Source organism: Paraburkholderia sp. GAS334 (assembly GCF_050436625.1).
Lineage (GTDB): Bacteria > Pseudomonadota > Gammaproteobacteria > Burkholderiales > Burkholderiaceae > Paraburkholderia.
In genome coordinates this window covers 85372-109701 of the sequence record NZ_JBNDMO010000007.1, presented here as the reverse complement: position 1 = coordinate 109701, position 24330 = coordinate 85372, and the positions used below count along the sequence as shown (strand labels likewise).

The following is a 24330-nucleotide window of genomic DNA, read 5'->3' as shown; positions in this document are numbered from 1 at the left end:
GGCTCGCCATGGCCCAAAGACAAAAAACCGCGACTCCGAAAAGCGCGGCCAAAGAGATTCTCAAGCCGCAGTCTAGCGGAAACGATTCGGCGGCTCAACGCGGCCGAGTGCTCGAATTTCTGCGGCGCCATGGTTCGCTGTCAACGCTCGATGCTCGGCACCTCCTCGATTGCATGCATCCTGCAATGAGGGTGCTCGAGTTGCGCCGGCAGGGCCATGAAATTGTCACCGCCTGGTCGCACGAAGCTACGCCAGAGGGTGGCGAACATCGTGTAGCGCGGTATCACCTGGTGCGCGAGGTGGTCGCATGCTGAGCGACATCGACCGGGCGCGCTCCGCGCTCTTTTACATCGACGCTGGCTGTGACCGTGCGGAATGGATTCGCATCGGAATGGCGGCGAAGGCTGCGGGCCTCGATAGCGCCGACTGGATCGACTGGTGTGCGTCAGGCGCCAACTTTGGCGGCGAACGCGAAGCCCGCTCCGTCTGGCGCTCGTTCAAGCCGGCTGGCGGTATCGGCGCTGCGACGTTGTTCCGTGCCGCAATCGATGCCGGATGGTCGGAAGCATCGGCGACGCGCCGCCCGGCACCTGCTCCTGTTCACCAGATCCGACCCGAGCCCGAAATCCGCGCGACACTCGATCCGCGCTGGCTTGCGTACTGGAATTCGCTCGGCGCGATTCGGGATGCCGGTCGCGCGTATCTGGAAGCACGCCAATGCGCGGTACCGCCGCCCGATGGTGATCTTCGATTCGATCCGGCGGCGCGCCATCCTGCGGGTCACGTCGGGCCGTGCCTCGTGGCGCTCGTGACCGACGTTGCGGGCCGTGGACCGATCTCGCTCCACCGCACATGGATCAATGCCGACGGGACGAAAGCCGACATCGAGCCGCCGCGCATGTTGCTTGGCGGTCATCGCAAGGCCGGAGGCGTAATCCGCCTGTGGCCGGATGAAGCATTGACGCAAGGACTTGCGATCGCCGAGGGCATCGAGACGGCGCTCAGTCTTGCGCGAGTGTTTCAGCCCGTGTGGGCGCTGATCGACGCGGGCAACCTCGCGAAGCTGCCCGCACTGGCCGGCGTCGACGCTCTCACTATCGCAGTCGACGACGATCCTGCAGGCGTACAGGCGGCCCATTCGTGCGCCGAACGCTGGGCACTGACCGACCGCGACGTTACCGTGGTGGAGGTGAACCATGGGGCGTGATATCAACGACGTGGCGATCGAAGGCGGCGCAGATGCAGTTCGCCTCGCAGTCGCGAACGGGCGACGTGTTCCGAAGGCTTCAGAGCGCACCCATGCGGACGTGCTGTCCGACGATCTCCCACTGGACGTCGCGTTCGCTGACGAACTGCCGGATCAGTTCACGCCGCCCGACGAGCTGGTACAGGGTCTCCTGACGGTCGGCGGCGGCAGCGTCCTGTACGGCGATTCGAACAGCGGCAAGACGTTTCTCGTTATCGATCTCGCTGCGGCCGTCGCGCGCGGTGTCGAGTGGATGGGAAAACGCACAGAGCCGGGCATGGTGGTGTATCTGGCTGCCGAATCTCCGGCCTCGGTGCGCAGTCGTCTGCAGGCGTACCAGAAACATCACGGCGTGCGCGTGCCCAATTTCGCGATCGTGCAGAACCCGGTCAACCTGTTCGACAGCGATGCCGATGCGTCCGCGATCATTGCGACCATCCAGCGGCTCGAAGCGCAACGCGGGCAAAAGGCTCGGCTGATCGTCGGCGACACGCTGGCGCGGCTCAGTGCGGGCGCCAACGAGAATGCCGGGCAGGACATGGGCCGCGTCATCGAGCGCGTCGACCGCATCCGCACTGAGTGCAACGCCCACTTCCTGCTCATCCACCATTCGGGCAAAAACGCCGCCGCCGGCTCACGCGGGTGGTCTGGTGTTCGCGCCGCCGTCGACGCAGAGATCGAGATATCGGATTCGCCGACGGGCCGGTGCGCCGAGATCACGAAAGTGCGTGACCTGGGCACGAAGGGCGAGCGGATCGGGTTCCGGCTCGATGTCGTCGAGCTCGGCATGACGAAGTGGGGCGCGCCGGCGACAACTTGTGTCGTTGCGCCTGCCGATGCTCCCGAACGGCCAACGGGGAAGCGCCTCGGCGAAGTAGAGGGCGCCATTGTCGAGTTCCTGACGGCGCATAGGGTAGGCATCAAGAAATCCGATATGGCCGTGCATTTCGAGGATCGCTATCGGCGCACCTCAATCTATCGCGCTGTGAAAAAGCTGGTCGAAGCTGGCGCTGCTCACGAAGCCGCCGGGATGGTTTGCATCGCGAAGAAGGAGGCGCATTGAACGTGGCGAGACTCCCGCAAATCTCGCGTATTTCCTCGCGAGACAAAAATACGGGCCATATCGCCGTGTTGTCTCTCGTCTCCTTCGCGAGACACGCGAGACAAATCCTCCAGCGGGACCGGTCGATTTCCCTCTCTCGCTTGACTGGCGGGGCGGACAGGGTGTTCAAGATTCTCCCTTGCTTCGCGAGACATCCGCGAGACACGCGAGACAAGTGCATCCGTGGTTTGTCTCGTTTGTCTCTCCTCCCTTTAGGGGAGAGACACGCGAGACACGAGCACCGCATCGGACTCGTGGTGGGCGAATTTCAGGAGGCATGCAATGGAAACCGGAGAGAACCGGCACAAGGCGTGCATCGATGCGGAGCCGATCACCTCCACTACGCGCGTACGCGCGCGCGAGGGATCTGCACACATGAGCAAGGCTGATGAACGACTGAAGTCGTGGGGCGATTTCATGCGTGCGGTGCACGAGGCCAAGCGCGGTAACTACCGGTCGGCGCGCGAGATAGTCGAGCGAGTGCGGGCGAGATCTGGAGATGCGGCTGTGGCAATGCAGCGGCGAGAACTGTGGCGGGTCATTCAAGCGGGGAAAGCGAAATGAGCATCGATGCACTGGTGGCAGGCAAGTTGTGGAAGAACCCGGAGGAGCGACGCTCGAACGCCGGCAAGACATTCGTTACGGCGAACGTCCGCGCCGCCGACGGCGACGGGGAAGCGCTGTTCGTCAATGTGGTCGCGTTTAGCGACTCGGCAAAGGCGGCGCTGCTCGCACTGGAAGACGGCGACAGCGTGTCGCTGGCTGGGACGCTCAAGATCGGCACGTACGAGGCTCGCGACGGTTCGGTGAAGCCGAGCATCAGCATGGTCGCCGCGAAGGTTCTGACGGCCTATCACGTGACCCGCAAACGCAAGGCGATGGCAGATGCACCGAGCGGTGATGGTCGGGCGGCGCGTGAGCCGGCGCTGGCTGACGATCCTGTCGACTTTTAACGACGCAAGTTAACAAAGGAGGATTTGAAATGACGCTGCCCGCAAGCTTCACACTCTCGATGTCGCAGATCGCGGCAGAACTCGGGCTGTCGCTACCACTCTCGCTTAATCACGCGTGGGTCGAAGCGCTCGCGAACAAGTCCGGTCTTCCGGTGAGCTTCAGCGATCTTCTCGGCAAGACTGGGCGATTCGACGGGAACATCAGCATCAACGTCACCGGTTTCGGGCCGTTTCCGTCTGGAAGCACACTCTTCGGCGCGACCCTTTCCCAGATAACTGGGGGCTACAACGGGGCCACACTCCTGACGGTCGAAATTGATTTCAATAACGGGACGTGGCCGCCGAATTACACCGGCAATTTCAAGTTGACGAATAACTCGACAGGCGCGTCGTGTGTCCTTTCGCAACTGATCCCCGGCGCGTCCAATACATGGAGGAATTCTTCGCCGCCGCAAAACATCATCCGGAAAGGCCAGACGGACAGCTACAACATTGTGCCGTCGAGCTAATCTGCGGATGGCAGGCTCGCACCTCAATAGCCTCTAAAGTAGAGAAAAGTAGTGAAGCGCGCTGCCTGGTAACAGACCGAAAACAGACGGCGCGGTATGGCTGAGAACAACGAAAAAACAACGAAAAAGCGTCGTCGACGCACGCCAGCGTCATTACCGGGCCGCTAGCTCGCCGCCCTCTCCGACGTTAGAGAGGAGTCATGTAGCCGCCCAGAGCCGTCCGACGTCTCAGTCACTTCTTGATTGCGCTGGCGATGATGAGAGCCCCGACGATGATTGCGGCACTCACTGGCAATGCTGAAATGCCCGCCACGAGCGCCCAGATGATGGCTCCGACGAAGGCAATGAAGAGCACCCACCGGGACAGCTCTCGCGCGAAGATTGCGGCCAGCAATATTGCGGCCGCCGAATACCAGCCGCCGTTTTTGACATCCGACGTGCCGAAATAGTAGGCGCCGTACAGAAACAGTGCCGCGAGCGGGTATCGCACGAGCGGCGACTCGAGGAACGCATCCGTCGACGCCGACTGGCTGGCCCGGCGTTCGAGCTTGGCTTGCTGTTCGAGGCTGTCGGTGTGCACCTTGGCCTTGGTCGCCGCCGGCGTTAGCACGGCATCGCCCTTGAGCAAGTAGAGGCCGATACCGACGATGCAAACCGGCACTGCCGGCCAGGCGTACCACCAGTAATCGGCGAACCTCGCGCCTTCGGGCTGAACCCACCATATCAGGGCGCCAACTCCTATCGCCGCGCACCACCACTTGAGCGCGCGCTTGATTCGCTGCGTTCCCGTGTAGGGGACGCGAACGGTGGAGAATCGTCGCACGGTTGCTTTGCGGTAGGCTCGCGACGCGAAGACGAGTCCGATTGCGATGGGCGCAATGCCGAACCAGCCGCGCGTCAAATCGAGCACTCCATTGCTGTACTGGAGCGCCCACAGGCCAAGGCCAATCGCGAACCCGATGCCGGCCCGCCAAGCAAAAGCCCTACGCCGGTGCCGTTCCGGTATCACCTGGAGCCAAGTGGCGGGAGTTCCGTCTTCGTTGGTGAATGCGGCTTCAGTGCCGCTCTGGTTCCCCGCCCCATCTATCGTTTGTTGTTCGAGCAGCATGGTTGCCACCCCATTATTGTGGTGATTGGAGTGGAGTCTAGGCGAAATGCCGGCTCGCGGTTAGTAGTGACACAAAGCCTTCCGGCGGCGCGCTTCTCGCTGGTCTAACGCTCGCACGACACGCTCTGCGACGCGCTCGGCGAACAGATCCATTGCCCGAGATGAACTCAGTACGTGGTACAGCGTGTATTCCCGTACGAACTCTGACAGTTCGTGACGACTGGCTGTGGACGTCTCAGGGAGTCACCGAATCGCTGCAGGGCTTCGCTGATAGCTTCCAGCTTTCGACGCTTCTGATCCTCCTCGAATTGTTCCTGTTGCTGCTCCAGAGCTTCATTCGCGATGCGTTCCTGCGCCTCCTCCCGCTCCTTGGCCTGTTTGGCTGCTGCGGCTTGGGCCTGCACGCGAGCTTGCAGGGCGGTGTTGTAATTCAGGAAGGCTTGCAAGTTATCGGAATCCGTCGAAACGAACGTGGCGTAGTCGGTTTGACCTGAATAGAGGGATGCGCGGAGCTTTCTCGAATTCGAGACGAACAGGGCGAACGCACTTGCCGCCTCCCCGGTCAGCTGGGCGCCAAACTGCTGCTCGCAGAACGAACGGTCCTCGTCGTATGCAATGAGCGCCTGCTTCTCAGTCTTCGTTGGCTTCGAGTGATCGGCAAGCTGCTGCATGGTGGGCGACGTGATGACTTCGGGCAGCTTCGCCCGGATCGGATCTAGTCGTTTGTCTGCGTGCGCACGAGCCGTGCAGGCATCGTCTGCGAATGACTGGTCCGCTCCAACAAGAGAGGCCGCGACCAGCAACGTCGCCAAAATCCGCTTTTTCATTTCGCTTACCAATTTGCCCCGATCGATCGCGAGAGCGAGAAAAGTTTCACCACTCATCCTTGATATCGGCACTTGGCGCGGAAAGGTTTAAAAGCGACGCCTATCTATGTCCAAAAACGATCGATTACGTACAGGTATCCCCAGCTATGTCCAAAATATAGCTTGTAAACATTTCGGACATGCCCTAACATTCGTACATCACTTCCGTACATGTCGGGGCTCAAAATGTCACGTGTCTTTGCCTACTGCCGAGTTTCCACTGCCGACCAAACGACCGAGAACCAGCGGAGAGAGATCGAAGCCGCGGGCTTTGCAATTGACAAGCGACGCGTCATTGAAGAAGCCATCAGCGGTTCAGTGGCGGCAAGCGAACGCCCCGGCTTTGCGAGGCTCCTCGATCGGCTAGAGCCCGGAGATGTCCTCGTGGTGACCAAGCTCGATCGACTGGGCCGCAATGCGATGGATGTACGCGCGACAGTTGAGCAGTTGGCTGGTGGGGGTGTCCGGGTCCACTGCTTGGCGCTCGGCGGCGTGGATCTCACGAGTGCTGCTGGTCGTATGACGATGCAGGTGATTTCGGCGGTGGCTGAGTTCGAGCGCGATCTGCTCATCGAGCGAACCCAGTCAGGGCTGCGCCGGGCGAAAGCAGAGGGGAAAGAGTTCGGCCGTCCATCGGCATTGTCGGTGGAGCAACGCCAGGCCGTATTGGATCGGCTGGCCATGGGCGAAAGCGTCGCGTCGCTCGCAAAGACATTTTCCACCAGCAGGCAGACGATCATGCGGGTTCGGAGCGCGGGCGCGGAGACTGGGCAGCCCCGCCACTTGGGTTAGAGTCGGTTCTTGGACTTGTTACGCGGTCAAGCTGCCTGATAAACCATGGATGCATGTATTCATTGCAAGCTACAGCATGGCACTGCTAGCCAACGGCCTCCTCACGCTGCACTGCGTCCCGTAGAACCGGACAGCGGTGTCGAAGCAGCTTTGATCCGGCTGTGCCAGCCCGGCTGGGGCGCTTTCGCTTGCCAGAAATGCGGCTCTTTTTTTATCAGGCCTAGCCCCGCAGATCCTCGCCCGCTCTGGACGCGTTTTTCGCTGCCACGGCCAACTGCATGAGGCCGGTCATGCGCTAGAGCAGGTGGGAGATCTCGATTGGGATCGTACTGAACACGCTTCCGACGAGCAGCCACAGCGCACCGCACAGAGACAAATCGAGGCCGCCAGTGGCCGTCATCTCGAGCTGGCGATGGAGGAGTGCATCAGCCTCTGAGCGACTCGTCGATTCGGCATTAAGTAACGCGGTCTGTTCGCGCAGTTCTCCCCGGATCTCTGCCGTGTCGTTGGCCACTTTTGTGCCGAGTTCGTTGAGTCGCTGCTCGAGCGCGAACAGGCGCGCGTCAATGGTTTGCTCCGGAGCGACGCCTACGGTCACGAATCCTGTCGCTGTCATGGTGGCGTTTGCTTGCAGGCTGGCAGCCATGCCGCTTATGGGACGCGGGTACCGGGGCCAGTCACGAAGGAAAGCAAGCGTGCGGTCTGACATCGACGGGTGGCCAAATTGCTTCCGCGTGCTCGCCACGCCGAACGCGACGCTTAGAACCCCCGCCAGCTGCAACCCGAGCCCAGTCCATCGAACGTGCGGCTCTGTCCAACGCTCATGCCAAAGGTAGGCAAGAGATGCGGCCAAGGGTACGAGGGCGATGCCGAGCATACGAGCGCGCGAAAGCCAACTACTGACTTGTCTGAGCCAACTGACGGTCAATTTGACCTTGTTAACGTTTGCCATGGGGCGTTGCGTATTGTTTGCGTTGCTAGATCGTAACATCGCGTTTTCGCCACGCAGCTAGCGCGTCACTTTGCAAAATCCGCTGCCAAACCAACGCCATCGCGAAAGTAAGCTTGCGTCACTCTGTAATCGAGTCTGCCATCGTTCGATGCGTCTTCCCCTGAAGTCGGCCGCCATCAAAAGTTGTTGCCAAATCGGCATTCGTCCTATTAATCTGTGATGGCACTATCGCCCTGCGGGCATCGACAGTCAGCTGGCCAAGTGCCAGCCATTAAGTGAAAGCTCGCTATGCGGGCGCGGTGATTAGGTCACCGTTTTTAAATCGAAAGTTGGGCCCGACACCCAAAATCCGTCCGCAGTTTCTGGACGTCCTGTAAGCGCGCCGCCGCAAGGCTGCCGCATCTGCTTTCCGTGTTCTGCGGAAGGCCTACCCCGAAATCCGTCTATTCCGTAACCGTTGCATCAGCAACGTCAGCCATCGTCATGCGCTCTTGCAGCGCAATCGCCGAGCTTTCGCGCGTCCTGCTACATCGTCCAGCTTCGAGCGGGGCATCGTGGCGGCGCGTGGAGCGCTCGCGCCCGAAATCTCGGTGCCCCGTTGTGTCGGGCACCCGTCAACTGTGCGCGGTCGAGGCGTGGCGCCCTCGATCGATCGACAAAGCCAAATTCACGGAACAGACGGGGAGAAGTGTCCTCCCGCGCGCGGCGGCCTGCATGGCTGTCGTTCGTCGGGCTACGTCGGCTTGCTGGCGCAGAACACTCTCGATCTCACCTAAGGCCGAGGCTCGTGCCCCCGTTTGTTGTCTCCCTGGCGCATTGCGCTGGCCCACGTGGCCCACTGTGGGAGACGACCTGGGGTCGAGCCTCATGTCTTGGTCGACGGGGTAAGCATGTCCGAACAGTCTTTCACGGCCGACCTGTGCCGTGCTGCGCGCAAGGCGCGTGGCAAACAGGGCAACCTGACTTACAAAGGTCGGGAGCAAGCGCTCGCGCGTTTTGCTCACACCGTTTGGCGCGACGGGTACCAGATCCACACAACCGGTCAGGTGAAGGAAAAGCACATCGAGGCGTGGGCGAGGGATATGGCGGCGCGCGGCTGCTCGAAGCGCACCATCGCTAACAACCTCGCGCACCTGCGCACGGCATTGGAGGGAATCAAGCGCCGGCCTTTCGCCGACAAGGTGAGTAACGCGGCGCTTGGCATTGCCGGCGCCAGTCGGGCCGGGACGAAGCGGCCGATGACGCGAGACGAGCTTGAGCCATACCGCGCCGCCGTAGCTGCGATCGATCCGGGTGTCGCGCTCGTGCTCGACCTGCAACTGGAGTTCGGCTTGCGCGCGGAGGAGGCGATCCGAGCTGTCGATTCGCTGGCTGACTGGTATCGCGCGCTGGTTAATCCGGTCGGCGACGGCTTCGTGACTGTCATCCATGGCACGAAAGGCGGGAAGACCCGACGGTGCCCGCCACTCGATCGTGTGCGCGCCGCCGAGACCGCGAAGCGGGCCATCGCATTTTGCGACCAGCACCGCGGCAAGCTCGTCCGCAAGCCGGACCTGAAGAAGGCGATGGACCGCTACCACTACGTGGTGCGGAAGGTCGGCATGACCGGCGAACAAGCGCCACACAGCCTGCGATACGCATACGCCACCGAGCATCTGCGGCGGATGAAGGCGGCCGGCGTGTCGCGGCGTGAAGCTGCTGCAGGCGTGTCAACATGGCTGGGCCACGGCGATGGGCGAGGGACGTGGGTCGAGATGGTTTATGGCCGTGAAGAACTGGCTGCCGCCGAGGTGCAGCATGCATAAACATTTCGACACCTTGCCGCTTGTCGGACACTCGCGGTGGAAGCAGATAGAACCGTTCGTCGGTGTATCTCGGGAGACGTGGCGAAAGCTGTGCATCGAGGGGCGAGCGCCACGGCCAATACAGCTGTCGCAACGATGCACTGTATGGCGCAATGACCAGTTGCATGTGTACCTGGCGGACCCGCTTGGGTATAGAACGGAATGAGTCTCGGGCACGTCGGTTTTGCCGTCGACGTGCTAGCCTGAGACGAAAACAAAACCGATCAGGACCATGAAAATTACATCAGAGCAGATAAAGGCTGCATACGAAGTTGCGATCAACGTGTACGAAGGCAAACAACTGAGAGCGGACGGCGTACAGCGGCTTCACCAAGATCACGATATAGACCCAGGAAGCGCGGGCGATTTCATCGACGACCTCCGGCTGATGCTGATGGGAGAAGAGTTCCATCGCACACTGAGCATTGAAGCAACGGACTATTTTCTGGGACGGATTGCGATTGAACGAGACAGCGCCGATTTAGGTAAAGCGATCGCCGCGAACTACGCGCATTTAGACTACTACGCGAAGCTCCCGACGGGAGGACCTCAACAGACGAAGCGCCGGGTAGTCGACGCGTGGGCGGCAAAACGGGCGGCCCCTAAGGATCTCGGTGAGGTTCATGCGCGCTTTGAGCGGGCGGTTGAGCAGGCGCGCGCGGACTCGCCGACTGTGCGACAGGCCCGCTTAAGAAAAGCACCGAAAGTGCCCAAGAGAATCACGGTCATCTCGGAAGCATATGTCCGGAATCCGGATGTGGTCGCCGAGGTCTTGGAGCGAGCCAAGGGCGTATGCGAGCAGTGTGCGAAGCCGGCGCCGTTCATTCGGCGCAGCGATCATACTCCGTTCCTCGAGGTCCACCACCGCGTGCGGCTGGCCGACGGCGGCAGCGACAGTATCGAGAATGCGATCGCCTTGTGCCCGAATTGCCACCGCGAACTGCACTTTGGAATGGAGAAATAGACGAGTGACGATCCGCGCGGGCGGCTTCGGCTAGCTACCGACTCGGTGGACGAATTGCTCGATTGCCTGAAGGGCCGTGGGCCAATTCGCAAGCCCCGCGTCGACGCGCTTGAAGGTGAGATGTTTGATCGTCTCGCCCGGTAGTGACTTCAGTTGATCGAGCAGGCGATTCTTCTCTGACGCTGGCAGATCGGACTCTGCGATCCGATTCCCGATCAATTCCTTCAGCGTGTCCTCGTGAAGCTTGACCGTCACGACGCCGAGGATGGCTGAAAGGCCTCCGTCGTCAGCCAAGAAATCCATCCCTTTGGCTGTGATGCGAGGCAAGCCGCTCGACATGTGTCCGTCGAGTCCATACTGGATTGCGCTGTCGGCTAAGCCGTGCTCCTCGAGATACATCACGTTGGCGGCGTAGCGCTCGGTGGCTCCATCGTCCATGTCGCGAAATAGCTGCCGAATGTCATACGGCCTAGGATAGCTCTGGGCCAGCATTTCCAGCAGCTCCCGCTGGTAAGTACGATCGAGTTTCACACAGCCTCCTGCTGTCGGTGACGGAAACCGATAATAACGGTCGGCAAACGCTCGAAGCAACGTTCTATGCGTGCTAGATAAATTTTGCCAGCTCATCGGTCGGTCACTCGAACGACACTCGAAACGGAGTTGGAGTCTTGGTCACGCTTGCCCTTGTGCTGCGTTACTTCCGCCGTAATCGCCACTGTGGCGCCTGCTGGGAGAATGAATATCCGCATGTCGTCCATCTCAGCGCCAGGCAGGAATTCGTAGAGGTCACCGGTACCGGCCATCAAATCTGCCTTGGCCAAGATCGTTCCAGCGTCTTCATCGATCACGTCGTTGGCCCCCTTCTTCAGATCGACCTGACGGACGCGTAACTCGTATGCGTCGCCAGCCTTGCTATCTAGCTGGAATGTGACTGGTCGTGGGTTTTTCGCATGGACGTGAACGGCCACGAGGCGCAGGTCGTCCCGGTAAGGCAGGACGTTGGTGTCCATGGTCAGGTTCAGTTGCCAGTCTCGTGAGCCGCTCAAACCAAATATCCAAAGCGCCCACGCGCCCGCGACGATAATCGCCAGACACGATAGGAGCTTCAGCGAAAGATCGGCAATCTCTGTGGAGCGCTTCAAATTCATGGCGGCCACCGATATATCTTCAAGACTCTGTCAATTATTGATCGGCGGGGAATCACGCGCCTCGTGAAGGATCACCATGTCAAGCCTAGAAAGCGACACGGCCGAAAACGGCGACGCAGTTGTAACCTCGTTTCGCCGCTGGCGGGATGTAGGTCGCCTCGACCGATACTCGCCTGTAGGTCATCCCGACACTTGGCAGCGCGCCGGGGCCGTGCCAGCCAGAACCATTCAGATAGCCCGCACGGATCGCGGCAAAAGCGGACAGCTTATCGCTGATCGGCACCGTGAACTGATAGCCTGCGAATACCGTGTACGCCTGCTGCCGGAACGTGTCGCGGTAGGTCAGACCGCCCACCATCCATTGGCCGTGCCACGTCGGCGCACGGTATTCCAGACCGCCACCCCAGTTGTACTGGTTGACGTTGTAGCCGGTTTCGCCGACCGGAACCTGATGCCCGAAATGCCATGACTTGCCGAGCAGGACAAGATCGGTTTCGGCGCGCGCTGCCGGCGCGCCGCATAGGAGTAACCCCAGAAGCAAAGCAATTTTGTTTTTCACGACGGCCGTCCTCGACGAGTCGGGCCTCAGAACTCCCGGTCACGCTCCTGTTTTCCACGGAAAAGGAGCGGGGGCATTCGTGGGGGCATACGACTCTGATGAACCGGCTCTCACGTAGAGCCGACAACGGTCGGGAGTCGAAATATGCCTCCTCGTGGGGGGCCAACCAGGTTTCCTGCAATTCCCCAGTTTTCCCAGAAAGCCCCGCTAAGCCACAGCGGGGTTCAGGCTGCCAGCGCCATACGCAAAAAAGGGCAGCCGAAGCTGCCCTGTCAAAGTCCGGTACGAAGCGGACTGTGAAGCGGACTGTGAAGCGGACTGTGCTTACCCGGTGAATCCAGTCATCTGGTCAGTGCGCGATGTTGAGCGCGTTCGTCAGATCACCCATCGGCTTGCCGCCGTTTGCCATGAGCGCATTGTCGCGGGCGGTGAGACCCGGCAGCGCCGGCAACGCGAAACGTTTCGTGATGAAGCGCAGGATCGACGTCGTGTCGTACTGCGTATGGTCGACGAAACCCTGTTTCGCAAACGGCGAAATGATGATTGCCGGAATGCGCGTGCCCGGACCCCAGCGGTCGCCCTTCGGCGGCGCGACGTGATCCCAGAAGCCCCCGTTTTCGTCGTACGTGACGACCACGACCATGGTCTTCCACTGCGGGCTCTTCTGCAGATGCGAGATCACGTCGGCGATGTGCTGGTCACCCGACGCGACGTCCGTGTAGCCCGGATGTTCGTTCAGGTTGCCCTGCGGCTTGTAGAACGTGACCTGCGCCAGCTTGCCTGCATCGATATCCGCGATGAACGATGCGCCGTTCGTGCCGCCGTCCAGCAGGTGCGTCGTGCGGTTCGCGGTGCCCGGCGCGAGATCGGCGAAGTAATTGAACGGCTGATGATGCGGCTGGAAGTTCGGCGTCGACAGGTTCGCGCCGTAGACCACGCCCGACGTGCCGGCCTGCGTCGCCGACAGCGCCGCGCCCCATGCGCCGCCATACCACGCCCACGATACGCCCGCGTTGTTCAGCAGGTCACCGATGTTCTGCTGCGTCTGCGGCGGCAGCGTGGTGGCCACCGTCGGGTCGGCAAGGTTCGCATCGCCGCCGCTGGCCGCCTTGTTGCCGCTCGGCTGATACGCCGGCTGCATCGTGTTGACCGCGTAGAAATCAGGCGTCAGGTTGCCGGCGTTCGCGAACTTCGGCGGCCCGTTCAGCGCCGAAGCGGGATTGTTCCCCGCGAGCGTGAGCGTTACGCCATCCGCCTCGACCTTCGAAATCGAACCGGCCGCGGGACTCTTGTCCGCGTTCGGATAGACCGGCGTGCATGCGCAGATCAGCCACTGGTGGTTCAGGAACGAGCCGCCGAACGCACCCATGAAGAAGTTGTCGGCGAGCGTGTACTGCTGGGCGATCTTCCAGAGCGGCAGCTTATCCGCGTTCATCGTGTAGTGCCCCATCACGAGACCGCCGGCATCGGACCATGCGGCGAACCTGTCGTTCTTGCCGCCGTTGATCTGCATCTGGTTTTCATAGAAGCGGTGCACGAGGTCGCGTGTCGCTGAAGTGACCGGCGTGTTGAAGCCGTTCGGGTCATCGATCGCGAAAGCCGAATTCGGCAGGTTGGCCGTCATCGCCTGCGTCACGACCGGCGTGACGCCCGTCTGCGTAAGACCGTTCCAGACCTGCGGCAGCGTGGCGAGCACGGAGCCGTCGCGGTCGAGCTGCTGCGAGCTCGCGGCGGTCACGCCCTGGAGGCCGTTGGCGCCCGGGAACTGGCCGTACAGGTTGTCGAAGCTGCGGTTCTCTGCGTAGATCACCACGACGTTCTGCACAGCCTTGATGTCCGGCTGCGACACGCCGTTGCCGCCGCAGGCGTACAGGCCGATCGCTGCTGCGATCGCGATGGGCGTCGCGCAGATCAGTTTCTTGTTCATTGAGTTTTCTCTCTCGCGTTGGGGACCGGCGGTGTCCTTCGACCTGGCGCTGCGTCGAGGTTGGTATGGCCAGCGCGAAGAGTGTCGCAGCGCAATTTGACAGAACGATGTAAGCATTACGGACAGCTTAAAGTCCACGTAACGCTGTAGGCAGGATGTCATCGAAGTGACATGCACGTGACATACGCTCGCGCAGTTCAACAACGTCGAAGATGCTCATATGCTGCCTGGTCAGAAAGGGATGCTGAAGCAAACGGCTGCGGCCAGGAGGTTGCGGACGGGTTTCCTCACGGCCGTGTGGGTGTCGTTCGCGCTGACAGGTTGCGATGCGCATGGGCCAGGCGGCGGGGGGAATGCAACGACGGTTGCGTCAGCGGTAAGGGTTGCATCAGCGGCGGTTGTGCCGGTTGCGGCACACGGCGGCGGACAGACGCGCGCCGAAGTCTACGAGTCGGTCCGCAAGATGACCGCGCTCGGCAAGCAGCTCTTCTTCGATGCATCGCTATCGGGCTCGGGCAAGCTTGCGTGCGCGTCGTGTCACAGCCCCGACCACGGCTTCACGCCGGCGAATTCGCTTGCCGTGCAGCTCGGCGGCAGCGACATGCGGCAACAAGGTTTGCGCGCCGTTCCGACGCTCAAGTATCTGCAGTCCGTGCCGGCCTTCGCTGAGCACTTCCACGATTCCGAAGACGAAGGCGACGAGAGCGTCGACGCGGGCCCGACTGGCGGTTTGACGTGGGATGGCCGCGTCGACCGTGGATCGGATCAGGCGCGCATTCCGATCCTGTCGACCTTCGAGATGGGCAGCACGCCGGAGAAAGTGGCCGCAGCGGTGAAGGCCGCGCCGTACGCGAACGCGTTTCGCGCGGCATTCGGAGAGCACATTTTCGACGACACGGATGCCACATTCAAGGCCGTGCTTCAGTCGCTCGAAACATTCGAGCAGACACCTGAGACGTTTTATCCATACACGAGCAAGTACGACGCTGCACTCGCGGGCAAGGCGCAGCTCACAACCGCCGAACTGCACGGCCTGCAGCTTTTCAACGACGGGAAGAAGGGCAATTGCGCAAGCTGTCATCTGAGCCAGCGCGCCAACGACGGCTCGCCGCCGCAATTCAGCGATTTCGGTCTGATTGCGATTGGCGTGCCGCGTAACCGCGCACTGAAGGTCAATCGCGATCCGCACTTCTACGATCTTGGGGCATGCGGTCCCGAGCGAACCGACCTGAAGGGACACAACGAATATTGCGGAATCTTCCGCACACCGACGCTACGCAACGTCGCGTTGAAGAAGCGCTTCTTCCACAACGGCATCTACCATTCGCTCGACGAGGTGGTGCGCTTTTATGCAGAGCGCGATACGAATCCGGAGAAGTTCTATCCGGTCGTGAAGGGCAAGGTGCAGAAGTTCGACGATCTGCCGAAGCGTTACTGGGCAAACCTGAATACGGATCCGCCGTTTGATCGCAAGCCGGGCGGAGAGCCGGCGCTGAACGAGGCGGAAATCAAGGATGTGGTGGCGTTTCTGAATACGCTGACGGATGGCTACCAGCCCGCCGCGCACTGAACGCCGCGGTTATGACTTCAGCAGGAATGCGCAGATCATCAGCAGCATCACAAACGAAGCCAGCATGCAAACGAAGCCTGCGCGCGTGAGGATGGCGGGCCATTGAGGGCGTGGCAGCACGTTGATGCTCAGCACGCCGGCGACTGGCGCCGGATCGCGCCGCGCCGCGATCGGCACGAGCGCGATGCAGATGAGCGTGAGCATGATGACGAAGAAGCGCAGAGCGATTGAGTAGTCCATGGCGGCAAGTGATCGTAGATGCGCGTGCGGACGGATGAAGACGGGTGAAGCGCAAGCGCGTAGCAGAGATCGCCATGCTAGGGGTCCGGCCCGACCCTCGCTATCGGACCGGTCCGAAAAACGATGACGGTCCGGTTCTCGCACCGTCCGCCGGGCAGCGGCTGCGCGTAACGTCGTGCTATGCTTTTAAGGGTCAGCTTACGCGGTATCTGGCGCGTGGGCGTTCCAGTCAGCCTTCAAGGAGAACAATCAATGTCGATGCGAACCCGAGCCCTGTTGTGCTGGGCTGCAGGTGGACTGCTGCTAGCAGGCGCAGGCGGCGCGCAGGCAGCGAATCTCGGCTTCCTGAACGACACGCCGATCAGCTACATGAAGCCGCGCGACGTCGATTCGATCAAGAAGGCCGTCCTCGAGGCGCTCAACGACAAGCAGGACGGCGAGACCGCGAACTGGGTCAACGAGGGCACGGGCAATAGCGTCAAGATCGACGCCACGGTGACGCCCGATCAAACCACGAAGGAAGGCGACCGCACCTGCCGCTCGACAGCGGTGGTGCTGCAGTCGAAGGGCCAGTCGATGAATCTGCATCCGCTCTTTTGCAAGCAGGGCAGCGGCGCATGGCAACTGCAGAAACGTTGAGCACGGCGATTGTGCGCGGCGCGGGGGCGGGCTTTGCCTTCGCTGTCGCAGCAAAGGCGATAGTGGCATCGCGCCGCTCGATCTGGCGATGAGCGCGCGCGTCACCTCGTGCGGCGTCGTGTTGCTCGATGCCGATGGTCGCGTGCTGCTCGCGCACGCCACGGAAACCTCGCACTGGGATATTCCAAAAGGACATGGCGAAGAGGGTGAAGCGCCGCATGTCACCGCGTTGCGGGAAATGGTCGAGGAAACGGGCATCGAGCTCGCGCCCGAGCGGCTGAAAAACCTCGGTCTCTTTGTCTACCGCCGCGACAAGGATCTGCATCTATTCGCGGCGCGTGTGCGCGATGGCGAAATCGATCTCGCGAAGTGCACGTGCACGTCGATGTTCCCGCGACGCTCAGACGGCACGATGATTCCCGAAATGGATGCATACCGCTGGACCGCGCCCGACGAAGTCGAGCGCTATGCGAGCCGCAGTCTCACCCGGCTTTTTCAGACGACGCTCTCGCTCACCGAGCTGCACCGCACGCTATAAGCGCGGACACGCGGCTGGCGCGGCTTAATCGAGCGCTTTGTCGTTCGGATGGGCGAAGAGTTCGCGCATCTCGGCGGAGATCGGGAAGTTCAGGTTCGTGCCGTGTGGCGGAATCGGCTGGGTGAACCAGACGTTGTAGAGCCGCTCAGCTTCGCCGGACGTCTGCATCCGCGAAATGACCCCGTTGACGACGTCACGCATGGGCGCGTCGCCCTTGCGGAACATGCACGCGTACGCCTCGTAGCCGAGCGGCGTGCCGGTGATCACGTAGTCTTCGGGATGCGCTTCCGCGGCCTTCAGGCCGTGCAGCAGCGGCTCGTCCATCACGAACGCCACCGCGCGGTCAGCGCGCACGGCGGCGAACGCCTCCGGATGATCCCTGGTCGCCGTGATGCGCATGTTGAGCTGCTTCTCGCTGTTCAACTGGCGCAGCAGGCGTTCATCCGACGTGCCCGCCGTCGTCACCACGGACTTGCCCGCGAGATCCGCGAAGTCCGCAATGCCGGATTTTTTGCGCGCGATCATGCGCACCGCGTACTGGAAGAAGCTGTCCGAAAACGCGACCAGCGACTCGCGCTCCACCGTGTGCGTGGTTGAACCGCATTCGAGGTCGATCTGGTTGTTGAGCAGCATCGGAATGCGGTTGCTCGACGTCACGACGATCTCGCGCACCTTGAGATCGCGCACGCCCAGAGCTTTCTTGATCTCATCGACGATGCGCAACGCGATCGTGTACGAATAGCCGACTGTGTGGCCGCCATCGGAGTAGGCAAACGGAATCGACGCCTCACGCACGCCGAGCGTGATGACGCCGTCGTCGTGAATTTTCTTCAGCGTGCCGGTGAGTTCATCGGCATGAACGCCGAGTGCGAACGTAGCCGCGGCGGCGCATGCGATCAGCCGGATTCGGGCTGCGAACTTCATTGCTCCTCCGGGAAGGGCGCGCCTTTTCAAAAAAATCGGATCCCGCCGCAACGCCCTGTCGATGGTATGGAGCGCGCCGGCGCACGTTCCTGCCGGAAGCGATGCGCCGCGGACTGCATTCAAGTGCCCGACGGTCAGTGGAACACCCGGCTTACGCCGGCTTGCCCCAACTATCCCGCAAAGTCACGATACGGTTGAAGACGGGTTTTCCCGGCTTCGAATCGTAGCGATCGGCGACAAAATAACCATGTCGTTCGAACTGGAAACGTTGCTCCGGCTGCACGTCGTGCATGCCCGGTTCGAGGTACGCGCTGGCGATACGTTTCGAATCCGGGTTCAACGCTTCGAGGAAGTCCCGGCCGCCCGCATCGGGTTGTGGTTCGCGGAACAGGCGGTCGTAAATGCGCACTTCAGCTGGCAGCGCGTGCGCGGCGCTCACCCAATGGATGTTGCCCTTGACCTTGTAGGTGTTCGCGCCTTCCGTGCCCGACCTGCTGTCCGGGAAATAATTGCAGTGCACGGCGATCACGTTGCCGTTCGCGTCCTTCTCCGCGCCCGTGCATTCGATCACGTAGCCATAGCGCAGACGCACCTTGTTGCCCGGGAACAGCCGGAAATAACCCTTCGGCGGTGCTTCAGTGAAATCGTCACGCTCGATCCACAGTTCGCGCGAGATCGGGAACGTGCGCGTGCCCATTTCCGGATGATGCGGGTGAACTGGCGCACTGCATTCTTCCGTCGTGCCTTCCGGGAAGTTGTCGATGATCAGCTTCAGCGGATCGAGCACGGCGGCGGTACGCGGCGCCTTGTCGTCGAGATCGTCGCGCAGCGCGCCTTCGAACACGCTCATGTCGATCCACGAATCGACCTTGGTGATGCCGATGCGTTCACAGAACAGCTTGATGCTCCCCGGCGTGAAACCGCGCCGGCGGACGCCGACGATGGTCGGCATGCGCGGATCATCCCAGCCTTCGACGTGGCCTTCGGTCACCAGTTGCAGCAGCTTGCGCTTGCTGGTGATCGCATACGTGAGGTTCAGGCGCGAAAATTCGATTTGTTGCGGCAGCGGGCGTGTGAACACGCCGGCGTCGGCCAGTTCGTTCAGGATCCAGTCGTACAGTGGCCGGTGATCCTCGAATTCGAGCGTGCACAGCGAATGCGTGATGTTTTCGAGCGCGTCCGAAATGCAGTGCGTGTAGTCGTACATCGGATACACGCACCATTGATCGCCGGTGCGGTAGTGATGCGCAAAACGGATGCGATAGATGACCGGGTCGCGCATGTTGAAGTTCGGCGACGCCATATCGATCTTCGCGCGCAGCACGTGCTCGCCTTCCTTGAACTCGCCCGCTTTCATGCGGCGGAAGAGCTCGAGGTTCTCCTGTGCCGTGCGGTTGCGGAACGGCGACGGCGTGCCCGGCTCGCTCGCCGAGCCGCGGTTCGCACGCATTTCTTCGGCCGACTGGCTGTCCACATACGCCTTGCCGCGCTCGATCAGCAATTCGGCGAACGCATACAGCTTGTCGTAGTAATCGCTCGCGAAATACAGGTGTTCCTTTTCGTCCTTCGTCCAGTCGAAGCCGAGCCAGGTGACGGCATCGATGATCGAATCGACGTACTCGACGCTTTCCTTCTCCGGATTCGTATCGTCGAAACGCAGATGGCACACGCCGCCGTAGCTGCTGGCGATGCCGAAATTCAGGCAGATGCTCTTCGCGTGACCGATGTGCAGATAGCCGTTTGGCTCAGGCGGGAAGCGTGTTTCCACGCGCTGGCCCCACTTTCCGGAGCGGTTGTCGTCATCGATGATGTTGCGGATGAAATTGGATGCCGCGGGCGCTTCGTTGCGTTCGGTATTCATGCGTGATGGTGAAAGTCGTTCGGGGACGCGCGATGCGCCCGCTTATCTGTCAATTCTACCTGACCAGTCAAGGAGCGCCAGGGTTCACGCGGCACGCGGCCGGAGTGAGGACTTCGTCCGGACGCTGTTACAGCGTGCAACAGGAGGTAAAACGCGTTGTCCGCGTGCGCGCCGCCCGGCCAGAATGCGAGCGTCGCGGCACAGGCTGCCTCGCAACATGCAACGTATATGAAGACAATAACGACAGATTTCACCAGAAATGTACTGAAAGTTGCTGTCATGGGCCGCAGGCGGGCTGACTGGCACGGGACATTGAGCGGTTGGGGCGTTTAAAGCCCGTCGCGATTGAAGCGAACGGGTTGTTTTGCAGTCGCGGGCCCTGTTGAGCCACATCCGGTCCGGACCTTTTCGCCGCGCAAGCGGTATTTCACCATTCACGCGCACCGGCGCGGCCTGGCTGTGCCGGCCACGCGCCTTGCCCGAAGGCCGGCCGTTCGGCAACATGGCGCCTTCAGTTCCCGGAGTTTCACGGATGCCCGATCCCATGCACGATGCGCCCCGCGCGCCTTTCGCCTCACTGTCCCTGCGCCGCCATCTGGGCGCGGTCACGCTGGTCGCCGCATTGGCATGTAGTTTCGTGCCGGTCGCGCCCGCGCTCGCCAAAACTGCGCCGCCGCCGAAAACGGTACTCGACGCATCGGCTGTCGCAGTGCCCGATCGCTACAGTGCCGACACGGCTCAGCAGATCTTCGCCGCCGGCGGCAACGCGGTCGATGCGGCGGTCGCGATCGCGTTCACGCTGGCAGTCACCTATCCGGACGCCGGCAATATCGGCGGCGGAGGGTTCATGACGCTCTATATCGACGGCAAGCCCTACTTTCTCGACTATCGGGAACGCGCGCCGCAACGGGCGACCCGCGACATGTATCTGGACGACAAGGGCAACCCCGTGCCGGGCATGAGCCTCGTCGGATTCAGGGCGGTGGCCGTGCCGGGCACGGTCGACGGCATGTGGGAGGCGCAGCGCCGTTTCGGCAAGCTGAAGTGGAAGCAGGTGCTTGCCCCGGCGATCAAATATGCGACCGACGGTTTCGTCGTTGAGCCGTGGCTGCAGAAGCGCGCGGAATACGCGTCGAAGAATTTCGCGGGCAAGACCAACTTCAGCGTGTACTTCTCGGGGCTGAAGGCGGGCGCGAACTTCCGCCAGCCGGAGCTGGCGCAGACGCTGTCGCGTATCGCGAGCGACGGCGGCCGTGAGTTTTACGATGGCAAGACCGCCGATCTGATCAGTACCCAGATGTATGGTCACGGCCTGCTGTCGAAGGGTGATTTGACGCAATACAAAGCCGTCTGGCGCCAGCCGATGACAGCCGACTGGAACGGATATCAGATCGTCACGGCGCCGCCGCCGAGTTCAGGGGGCGTGGGCCTGATCCAGATGCTGAAGATGAAGGCCGATCTGAAGCCGGCATTCGCCGGGCTCGAGCTGAATTCGCCACCTTATATTCACCTGATCGCGCAGATCGAGGACCGCGTGTTCGCTGACCGCCAGCAGTACATGGGCGACCCGGATTCGTATCGCGTACCGGTCGACAGACTGATTGACGACGCCTACCTCGCGCAGCGTGCCGACGAGGTGTCGCCTGACGAAGTGCCGGGCGCCGCACCCGTGAAGCCGGGCCTCGGCGATTCGATGCCGGAGCGCGCCGAGACGACGCACTTTTCGGTCGTTGATAAATGGGGCAATGCAGTGTCGAACACGTATACGCTCAACGGACCGTTCGGGTCGGGTGTTGTTGTGGACAACGCCGGCTTCGCGCTGAACGACGAGATGGACGACTTCGTCACGAAGGCCGGCGCGCCAAACCAGTTCGGCGTGACGGGCGGCGATGTCAATACAGTCGCGCCGGGCCGCCGGCCGCTGTCGTCGATGACGCCGACCATCCTGCTCAAGGACGGCAAGGTTTCGCTCGTGATCGGCACACCCGGCGGCTCGCGGATTTTCACGTCGATCTTCCAGGTGATGACGAATCTTTACGATTTCGGTATGCCGCCTGCCGACGCGCTCGCCGCGATGCGCTTTCATCACCAACTGCTGCCGCCGAAGACAATCTACTGGGAGCCGTATCATCCGGTCACGGGTGAACTGGCCGAACAGTTGCAGGGTTTGGGCTACACGCTCGAAGGGCAGGTCTTCAACGGCGATGTCCAGTTAATCCGCGTGGACGGCACGACGCCGGAGCCTGCCGCTGATCCACGCGGCGTGGGCGTGGGCAGGGAGTTTCACTGAACATAACGACAAACCGGCGAGACGGAGAAAGGCGATGACGACGCATAAGGTTCTGGTGTTGCCCGGATATCAGAATTCCGGTGAAGGTCACTGGCAGACACGCTGGGAAGCGGCACATCCCGACTATTCGCGCGTCCGGATGCCAGACTGGGATCGCCCGGTGCGCGACGCGTGGTGCCGGACGCTGGATGAGGCCGTTGCCGCCGCCGACGTGCCGGTGGTGTTCGCCGCGCATAGCCTCGGCTGTCTGACGGTAGCCTTCTGGGCCGGGCAATACGCGACTGCGGCGCGTGCAGCGAAAGTGGCTGGCGCGCTGCTGGTTGCAGTGCCTGATCCGGCGGAAGCGCAGTTTCCGGCTGACGCGTCCGGCTTCGCGCCCGTGCCGCTCGAACCGCTACCGTTTCCGACGATCGTGGTGGCCAGTACTGACGATCCGCACGGCGGTCCCGCGTTCTCACAGACCTGCGCCAGGGCCTGGAAGAGTGCGTGGTTCGACATCGGCCCTCGCGGTCATATCAACGCCGCAAGCGGTCTGGGTGACTGGCCTGAAGGGATGTGCTGGCTGGAATCGCTGGCGCCAGTGTCCGGGCGTGACGGGCACGCGTAGCCAGCGGGGCTGGACGAAAGGCGGTGGCAGTGGGAGCGTTGGTGCTGAAGCCGAAGCCGAAGCCGAAGCTGAAGCCGAAGCCGAAGCCGAAGCCGAAGCCGAAGCCGAAGCCGAAGCCGAAGCCGACACCAGCAGCCGCCTTTAGCACCCACGTCAGCACGACGAGTCAGATCACAGACCGTGCCCTCAAATCCGCGATCCGCGCGTCATCCAGTCCGAGCACGCTCCGCAATATCTCGTCGGTATGCTCGCCGAGCATCGGCGGATGAGCGACCGCCTGTGGCGGCGTCACACTCATATTGACCGGATTGCGAACCAGCTTGACCATCCCGCCCGACGGATGCGGCAGGTCGACCTGCATACCCCGTGCGATCACCTGCTCATTCCTGAACACCTCGCCGAGATCGTTGATCGGCCCGCACGGCACGCCCGACGCCTCCAGCGCCGAGATCCACGCCTGCTTGCTTCTCAGCCGGACCATGTCGGCGAGCAGCGGCACGAGCGTTTCGCGGTTGCGCACGCGTGCCGGGTTGGTTGAGAAACGCTCGTCATCGGCGAGTTCCGCGCGGCCGCCTGCTTCGACAAACTTGCGGAACTGCCCATCATTGCCGACCGCGACGATGATCCAGCTGTCGCTCGTCTGGAACGTCTGGTAGGGAACGATGTTCGCATGTGCGTTACCCCAGCGCACCGGCGGATTGCCGCTCGCGAGGTAGTTCGAGTTCATGTTGGCAAGCATGGCGACCTGCACGTCGAGCAAGGCCATGTCGATGTACTGACCTTCGCCGGTCCGGTCGCGATGGGCGAGCGCGGTCAGTACGGCGATCGTCGAGTACATGCCAGTCATCAGGTCGGCAATGGCGACACCGGCCTTTTGCGGGCCGCCGCCGGGCAGCGCGTCGCGCTCACCGGTGATGCTCATAAAGCCGCCGATGCCCTGGATGATGAAGTCGTAGCCCGCGCGCTGCGCGTACGGGCCTGTCTGGCCGAAACCGGTGACCGAGCAGTAGACAATGTCCGGCTTCACTTCTTTCAGCGATGCATAGTCGAGCCCGTATTTCTTCAACTGCCCGACCTTGTAGTTCTCGAGCACGACGTCGCACCGCGCGGCAAGATCACGGATGATCTGCTGCCCTTCGGGCGTGGCGATATCGACGGTGACCGAGCGCTTGTTACGGTTCGCGGCAAGGTAATACGCGGCTTCGCGCGTGTCTTCGCCAGCAGGTGTTTTCAGGTACGGAGGGCCCCAATGGCGCGTATCGTCGCCCACTTCGGGACGTTCGATCTTGATGACGTCCGCGCCGAAGTCGGCGAGGGTCTGTGCACACCAGGGGCCGGCGAGCACGCGTGTGAGATCCAGCACGCGGATGTGACTGAGGGCGCCCATATTCTCTTTGTGTCTCCTTTAAGCGTGGCTGCAAGGCATGCGCACCGCGTGGTGCAGCTGCCGTATCGATGTCCTGAATCTTAAGCGATTCCCGTCAGACGACCCATCGGCCGGATGGCATAGGACGGATCTGAGGCCGCGAAGGCCCGCCCCGCACGGATCGGCGGGAAAAACCTGGCCGGATGGCTAACGTTGTGCGCAGACCGCCTCAAGCCGCTGCGCACGGGCGCCGATCCCGTATAATCAGCGGCTCAGGAAACAATCAGTTGGCGCATCCCAGGATGCAGCCGAAACAGTCAGGACC

Annotated in this window: 26 protein-coding genes; 15 read left to right on the top strand and 11 right to left on the bottom strand. The window is 61.8% G+C overall.

Going from position 1 to position 24330, the window contains the following annotated elements; translation table 11 throughout:
- Window positions 1-8 precede the first annotated feature (8 nt).
- The 6 genes from P3T21_RS15090 to P3T21_RS15065 all read left to right on the top strand — a co-directional run bounded on the left by P3T21_RS15090 (window position 9) and on the right by P3T21_RS15065 (window position 3810).
- Window positions 9-314, top strand: a complete 306-nt coding sequence (locus P3T21_RS15090; protein ID WP_429256936.1) for a helix-turn-helix domain-containing protein — start codon at window positions 9-11, stop codon at window positions 312-314.
- A complete protein-coding gene (locus P3T21_RS15085; RefSeq protein ID WP_429256733.1) occupies window positions 308-1207 on the top strand; it encodes a DUF7146 domain-containing protein in 900 nt (299 codons plus the stop codon). The genes P3T21_RS15090 and P3T21_RS15085 overlap by 7 nt, the downstream gene beginning before the upstream one ends.
- Window positions 1197-2309 carry a helicase RepA family protein gene (locus P3T21_RS15080; protein ID WP_429256732.1) on the top strand — a complete coding sequence of 371 codons (1113 nt, stop codon included), beginning with the start codon at window positions 1197-1199 and terminating at the stop codon, window positions 2307-2309. Before P3T21_RS15085 ends, P3T21_RS15080 begins: the two co-directional genes overlap by 11 nt.
- Window positions 2310-2630: 321 nt before the next feature.
- Entirely contained in the window at window positions 2631-2912 is a 282-nt protein-coding gene (locus P3T21_RS15075; protein WP_429256731.1) for a hypothetical protein, read from the top strand.
- Window positions 2909-3301 (top strand): single-stranded DNA-binding protein, encoded by a 393-nt coding sequence (locus P3T21_RS15070; RefSeq protein WP_429256730.1) that lies wholly within the window; start codon window positions 2909-2911, stop codon window positions 3299-3301. The genes P3T21_RS15075 and P3T21_RS15070 overlap by 4 nt, the downstream gene beginning before the upstream one ends.
- A 29-nt stretch (window positions 3302-3330) precedes the next feature.
- Window positions 3331-3810, top strand: coding sequence for a hypothetical protein (locus P3T21_RS15065; RefSeq protein ID WP_429256729.1), 480 nt, complete (start codon window positions 3331-3333; stop codon window positions 3808-3810).
- A gap of 232 nt (window positions 3811-4042) precedes the next feature.
- Here P3T21_RS15065 and P3T21_RS15060 read toward each other — a convergent pair whose 3' ends face one another.
- Both P3T21_RS15060 and P3T21_RS15055 read right to left on the bottom strand, forming a co-directional pair.
- The gene (locus P3T21_RS15060; protein WP_429256728.1) at window positions 4043-4918 is read right to left on the bottom strand and encodes a hypothetical protein; all 876 of its coding nucleotides are present in this window, start codon (window positions 4916-4918) and stop codon (window positions 4043-4045) included.
- Window positions 4919-5085: 167 nt separating this feature from the next.
- On the bottom strand, window positions 5086-5802 hold the full coding sequence (locus P3T21_RS15055; RefSeq protein ID WP_429256727.1) for a hypothetical protein: 717 nt from the start codon (window positions 5800-5802) through the stop codon (window positions 5086-5088).
- Between the two features lie 168 nt (window positions 5803-5970).
- Here P3T21_RS15055 and P3T21_RS15050 point away from each other — a divergent pair, with 168 nt between their 5' ends.
- The gene (locus P3T21_RS15050) at window positions 5971-6576 is read left to right on the top strand and encodes a recombinase family protein (protein ID WP_429256726.1); all 606 of its coding nucleotides are present in this window, start codon (window positions 5971-5973) and stop codon (window positions 6574-6576) included.
- A 295-nt stretch (window positions 6577-6871) separates the two neighbouring features.
- On the opposite strand, the gene P3T21_RS15045 is transcribed toward P3T21_RS15050, so the two are convergent.
- On the bottom strand, window positions 6872-7222 hold the full coding sequence (locus P3T21_RS15045; protein ID WP_429256725.1) for a hypothetical protein: 351 nt from the start codon (window positions 7220-7222) through the stop codon (window positions 6872-6874).
- Window positions 7223-8418: 1196 nt separating this feature from the next.
- Between P3T21_RS15045 and P3T21_RS15040 the strand changes: the two genes are divergently transcribed.
- Both P3T21_RS15040 and P3T21_RS15035 read left to right on the top strand, forming a co-directional pair.
- On the top strand, window positions 8419-9333 hold the full coding sequence (locus tag P3T21_RS15040) for an integrase domain-containing protein (protein WP_429256724.1): 915 nt from the start codon (window positions 8419-8421) through the stop codon (window positions 9331-9333).
- Between the two features lie 271 nt (window positions 9334-9604).
- Window positions 9605-10336, top strand: coding sequence for an HNH endonuclease (locus tag P3T21_RS15035; protein WP_429256723.1), 732 nt, complete (start codon window positions 9605-9607; stop codon window positions 10334-10336).
- 30 nt (window positions 10337-10366) lie between these two features.
- On the opposite strand, the gene P3T21_RS15030 is transcribed toward P3T21_RS15035, so the two are convergent.
- The 4 genes from P3T21_RS15030 to P3T21_RS15015 form a co-directional block, all read right to left on the bottom strand.
- Window positions 10367-10867, bottom strand: coding sequence for a hypothetical protein (locus P3T21_RS15030; RefSeq protein ID WP_429256722.1), 501 nt, complete (start codon window positions 10865-10867; stop codon window positions 10367-10369).
- A gap of 92 nt (window positions 10868-10959) precedes the next feature.
- A complete protein-coding gene (locus P3T21_RS15025) occupies window positions 10960-11484 on the bottom strand; it encodes a hypothetical protein (protein ID WP_429256721.1) in 525 nt (174 codons plus the stop codon).
- Window positions 11485-11569: 85 nt separating this feature from the next.
- Window positions 11570-12043: a hypothetical protein gene (locus P3T21_RS15020; protein WP_429256720.1), complete on the bottom strand. Its 474-nt coding sequence runs from the start codon at window positions 12041-12043 to the stop codon at window positions 11570-11572.
- A 349-nt stretch (window positions 12044-12392) separates the two neighbouring features.
- On the bottom strand, window positions 12393-13970 hold the full coding sequence (locus P3T21_RS15015; RefSeq protein WP_429256719.1) for an acid phosphatase: 1578 nt from the start codon (window positions 13968-13970) through the stop codon (window positions 12393-12395).
- Window positions 13971-14211: 241 nt separating this feature from the next.
- On the opposite strand from P3T21_RS15015, the gene P3T21_RS15010 reads away from it, so the two are divergent.
- Entirely contained in the window at window positions 14212-15540 is a 1329-nt protein-coding gene (locus P3T21_RS15010; RefSeq protein WP_429256718.1) for a cytochrome-c peroxidase, read from the top strand.
- Window positions 15541-15549: 9 nt separating this feature from the next.
- Here the strand turns inward: P3T21_RS15010 and P3T21_RS15005 are convergent, their stop codons facing one another.
- Complete coding sequence (locus P3T21_RS15005; protein ID WP_429256717.1) at window positions 15550-15780, bottom strand: hypothetical protein; 231 nt, start codon at window positions 15778-15780, stop codon at window positions 15550-15552.
- A 252-nt stretch (window positions 15781-16032) separates the two neighbouring features.
- Here P3T21_RS15005 and P3T21_RS15000 point away from each other — a divergent pair, with 252 nt between their 5' ends.
- Window positions 16033-16419, top strand: coding sequence for a hypothetical protein (locus P3T21_RS15000; protein WP_429256716.1), 387 nt, complete (start codon window positions 16033-16035; stop codon window positions 16417-16419).
- 88 nt (window positions 16420-16507) lie between these two features.
- The gene (locus P3T21_RS14995) at window positions 16508-16957 is read left to right on the top strand and encodes an NUDIX hydrolase (RefSeq protein ID WP_429256715.1); all 450 of its coding nucleotides are present in this window, start codon (window positions 16508-16510) and stop codon (window positions 16955-16957) included.
- A gap of 24 nt (window positions 16958-16981) precedes the next feature.
- Here the strand turns inward: P3T21_RS14995 and P3T21_RS14990 are convergent, their stop codons facing one another.
- Window positions 16982-17881, bottom strand: coding sequence for a transporter substrate-binding domain-containing protein (locus P3T21_RS14990; protein ID WP_429256714.1), 900 nt, complete (start codon window positions 17879-17881; stop codon window positions 16982-16984).
- 151 nt (window positions 17882-18032) lie between these two features.
- Entirely contained in the window at window positions 18033-19742 is a 1710-nt protein-coding gene (locus tag P3T21_RS14985; protein WP_429256713.1) for a glutamine--tRNA ligase/YqeY domain fusion protein, read from the bottom strand.
- A gap of 532 nt (window positions 19743-20274) precedes the next feature.
- Between P3T21_RS14985 and ggt the strand changes: the two genes are divergently transcribed.
- Genes ggt through P3T21_RS14970 form a run of 3 tightly spaced genes read left to right on the top strand, consistent with a single transcriptional unit; the run spans window position 20275 to window position 22784 of the window.
- Window positions 20275-22032: a gamma-glutamyltransferase gene (gene ggt / locus P3T21_RS14980; protein ID WP_429256712.1), complete on the top strand. Its 1758-nt coding sequence runs from the start codon at window positions 20275-20277 to the stop codon at window positions 22030-22032.
- Window positions 22033-22066: 34 nt separating this feature from the next.
- Complete coding sequence (locus tag P3T21_RS14975) at window positions 22067-22639, top strand: RBBP9/YdeN family alpha/beta hydrolase (protein WP_429256711.1); 573 nt, start codon at window positions 22067-22069, stop codon at window positions 22637-22639.
- The gene (locus tag P3T21_RS14970) at window positions 22623-22784 is read left to right on the top strand and encodes a hypothetical protein (RefSeq protein ID WP_429256710.1); all 162 of its coding nucleotides are present in this window, start codon (window positions 22623-22625) and stop codon (window positions 22782-22784) included. Before P3T21_RS14975 ends, P3T21_RS14970 begins: the two co-directional genes overlap by 17 nt.
- 21 nt (window positions 22785-22805) lie before the next feature.
- Here P3T21_RS14970 and P3T21_RS14965 read toward each other — a convergent pair whose 3' ends face one another.
- On the bottom strand, window positions 22806-24026 hold the full coding sequence (locus P3T21_RS14965; protein ID WP_429256709.1) for a CaiB/BaiF CoA transferase family protein: 1221 nt from the start codon (window positions 24024-24026) through the stop codon (window positions 22806-22808).
- Window positions 24027-24330: the final 304 nt, after the last annotated feature.

What these genes read in the sequence shown, in the direction of transcription:
- P3T21_RS15090 (WP_429256936.1), top strand. Translation starts at nt 9, where the DNA reads ATGGCCCAAAGACAAAAAACCGCGACTCCGAAAAGCGCGGCCAAAGAG.
- P3T21_RS15085 (WP_429256733.1), top strand. Translation starts at nt 308, where the DNA reads ATGCTGAGCGACATCGACCGGGCGCGCTCCGCGCTCTTTTACATCGAC.
- P3T21_RS15080 (WP_429256732.1), top strand. Translation starts at nt 1,197, where the DNA reads ATGGGGCGTGATATCAACGACGTGGCGATCGAAGGCGGCGCAGATGCA.
- P3T21_RS15075 (WP_429256731.1), top strand. Translation starts at nt 2,631, where the DNA reads ATGGAAACCGGAGAGAACCGGCACAAGGCGTGCATCGATGCGGAGCCG.
- P3T21_RS15070 (WP_429256730.1), top strand. Translation starts at nt 2,909, where the DNA reads ATGAGCATCGATGCACTGGTGGCAGGCAAGTTGTGGAAGAACCCGGAG.
- P3T21_RS15065 (WP_429256729.1), top strand. Translation starts at nt 3,331, where the DNA reads ATGACGCTGCCCGCAAGCTTCACACTCTCGATGTCGCAGATCGCGGCA.
- P3T21_RS15060 (WP_429256728.1), bottom strand. Translation starts at nt 4,918, where the DNA reads ATGCTGCTCGAACAACAAACGATAGATGGGGCGGGGAACCAGAGCGGC.
- P3T21_RS15055 (WP_429256727.1), bottom strand. Translation starts at nt 5,802, where the DNA reads ATGAGTGGTGAAACTTTTCTCGCTCTCGCGATCGATCGGGGCAAATTG.
- P3T21_RS15050 (WP_429256726.1), top strand. Translation starts at nt 5,971, where the DNA reads ATGTCACGTGTCTTTGCCTACTGCCGAGTTTCCACTGCCGACCAAACG.
- P3T21_RS15045 (WP_429256725.1), bottom strand. Translation starts at nt 7,222, where the DNA reads ATGGCTGCCAGCCTGCAAGCAAACGCCACCATGACAGCGACAGGATTC.
- P3T21_RS15040 (WP_429256724.1), top strand. Translation starts at nt 8,419, where the DNA reads ATGTCCGAACAGTCTTTCACGGCCGACCTGTGCCGTGCTGCGCGCAAG.
- P3T21_RS15035 (WP_429256723.1), top strand. Translation starts at nt 9,605, where the DNA reads ATGAAAATTACATCAGAGCAGATAAAGGCTGCATACGAAGTTGCGATC.
- P3T21_RS15025 (WP_429256721.1), bottom strand. Translation starts at nt 11,484, where the DNA reads ATGAATTTGAAGCGCTCCACAGAGATTGCCGATCTTTCGCTGAAGCTC.
- P3T21_RS15015 (WP_429256719.1), bottom strand. Translation starts at nt 13,970, where the DNA reads ATGAACAAGAAACTGATCTGCGCGACGCCCATCGCGATCGCAGCAGCG.
- P3T21_RS15010 (WP_429256718.1), top strand. Translation starts at nt 14,212, where the DNA reads ATGCTGAAGCAAACGGCTGCGGCCAGGAGGTTGCGGACGGGTTTCCTC.
- P3T21_RS15005 (WP_429256717.1), bottom strand. Translation starts at nt 15,780, where the DNA reads ATGGACTACTCAATCGCTCTGCGCTTCTTCGTCATCATGCTCACGCTC.
- P3T21_RS15000 (WP_429256716.1), top strand. Translation starts at nt 16,033, where the DNA reads ATGTCGATGCGAACCCGAGCCCTGTTGTGCTGGGCTGCAGGTGGACTG.
- P3T21_RS14995 (WP_429256715.1), top strand. Translation starts at nt 16,508, where the DNA reads ATGAGCGCGCGCGTCACCTCGTGCGGCGTCGTGTTGCTCGATGCCGAT.
- P3T21_RS14990 (WP_429256714.1), bottom strand. Translation starts at nt 17,881, where the DNA reads ATGAAGTTCGCAGCCCGAATCCGGCTGATCGCATGCGCCGCCGCGGCT.
- P3T21_RS14985 (WP_429256713.1), bottom strand. Translation starts at nt 19,742, where the DNA reads ATGAATACCGAACGCAACGAAGCGCCCGCGGCATCCAATTTCATCCGC.
- ggt (WP_429256712.1), top strand. Translation starts at nt 20,275, where the DNA reads ATGCCCGATCCCATGCACGATGCGCCCCGCGCGCCTTTCGCCTCACTG.
- P3T21_RS14975 (WP_429256711.1), top strand. Translation starts at nt 22,067, where the DNA reads ATGACGACGCATAAGGTTCTGGTGTTGCCCGGATATCAGAATTCCGGT.
- P3T21_RS14965 (WP_429256709.1), bottom strand. Translation starts at nt 24,026, where the DNA reads ATGGGCGCCCTCAGTCACATCCGCGTGCTGGATCTCACACGCGTGCTC.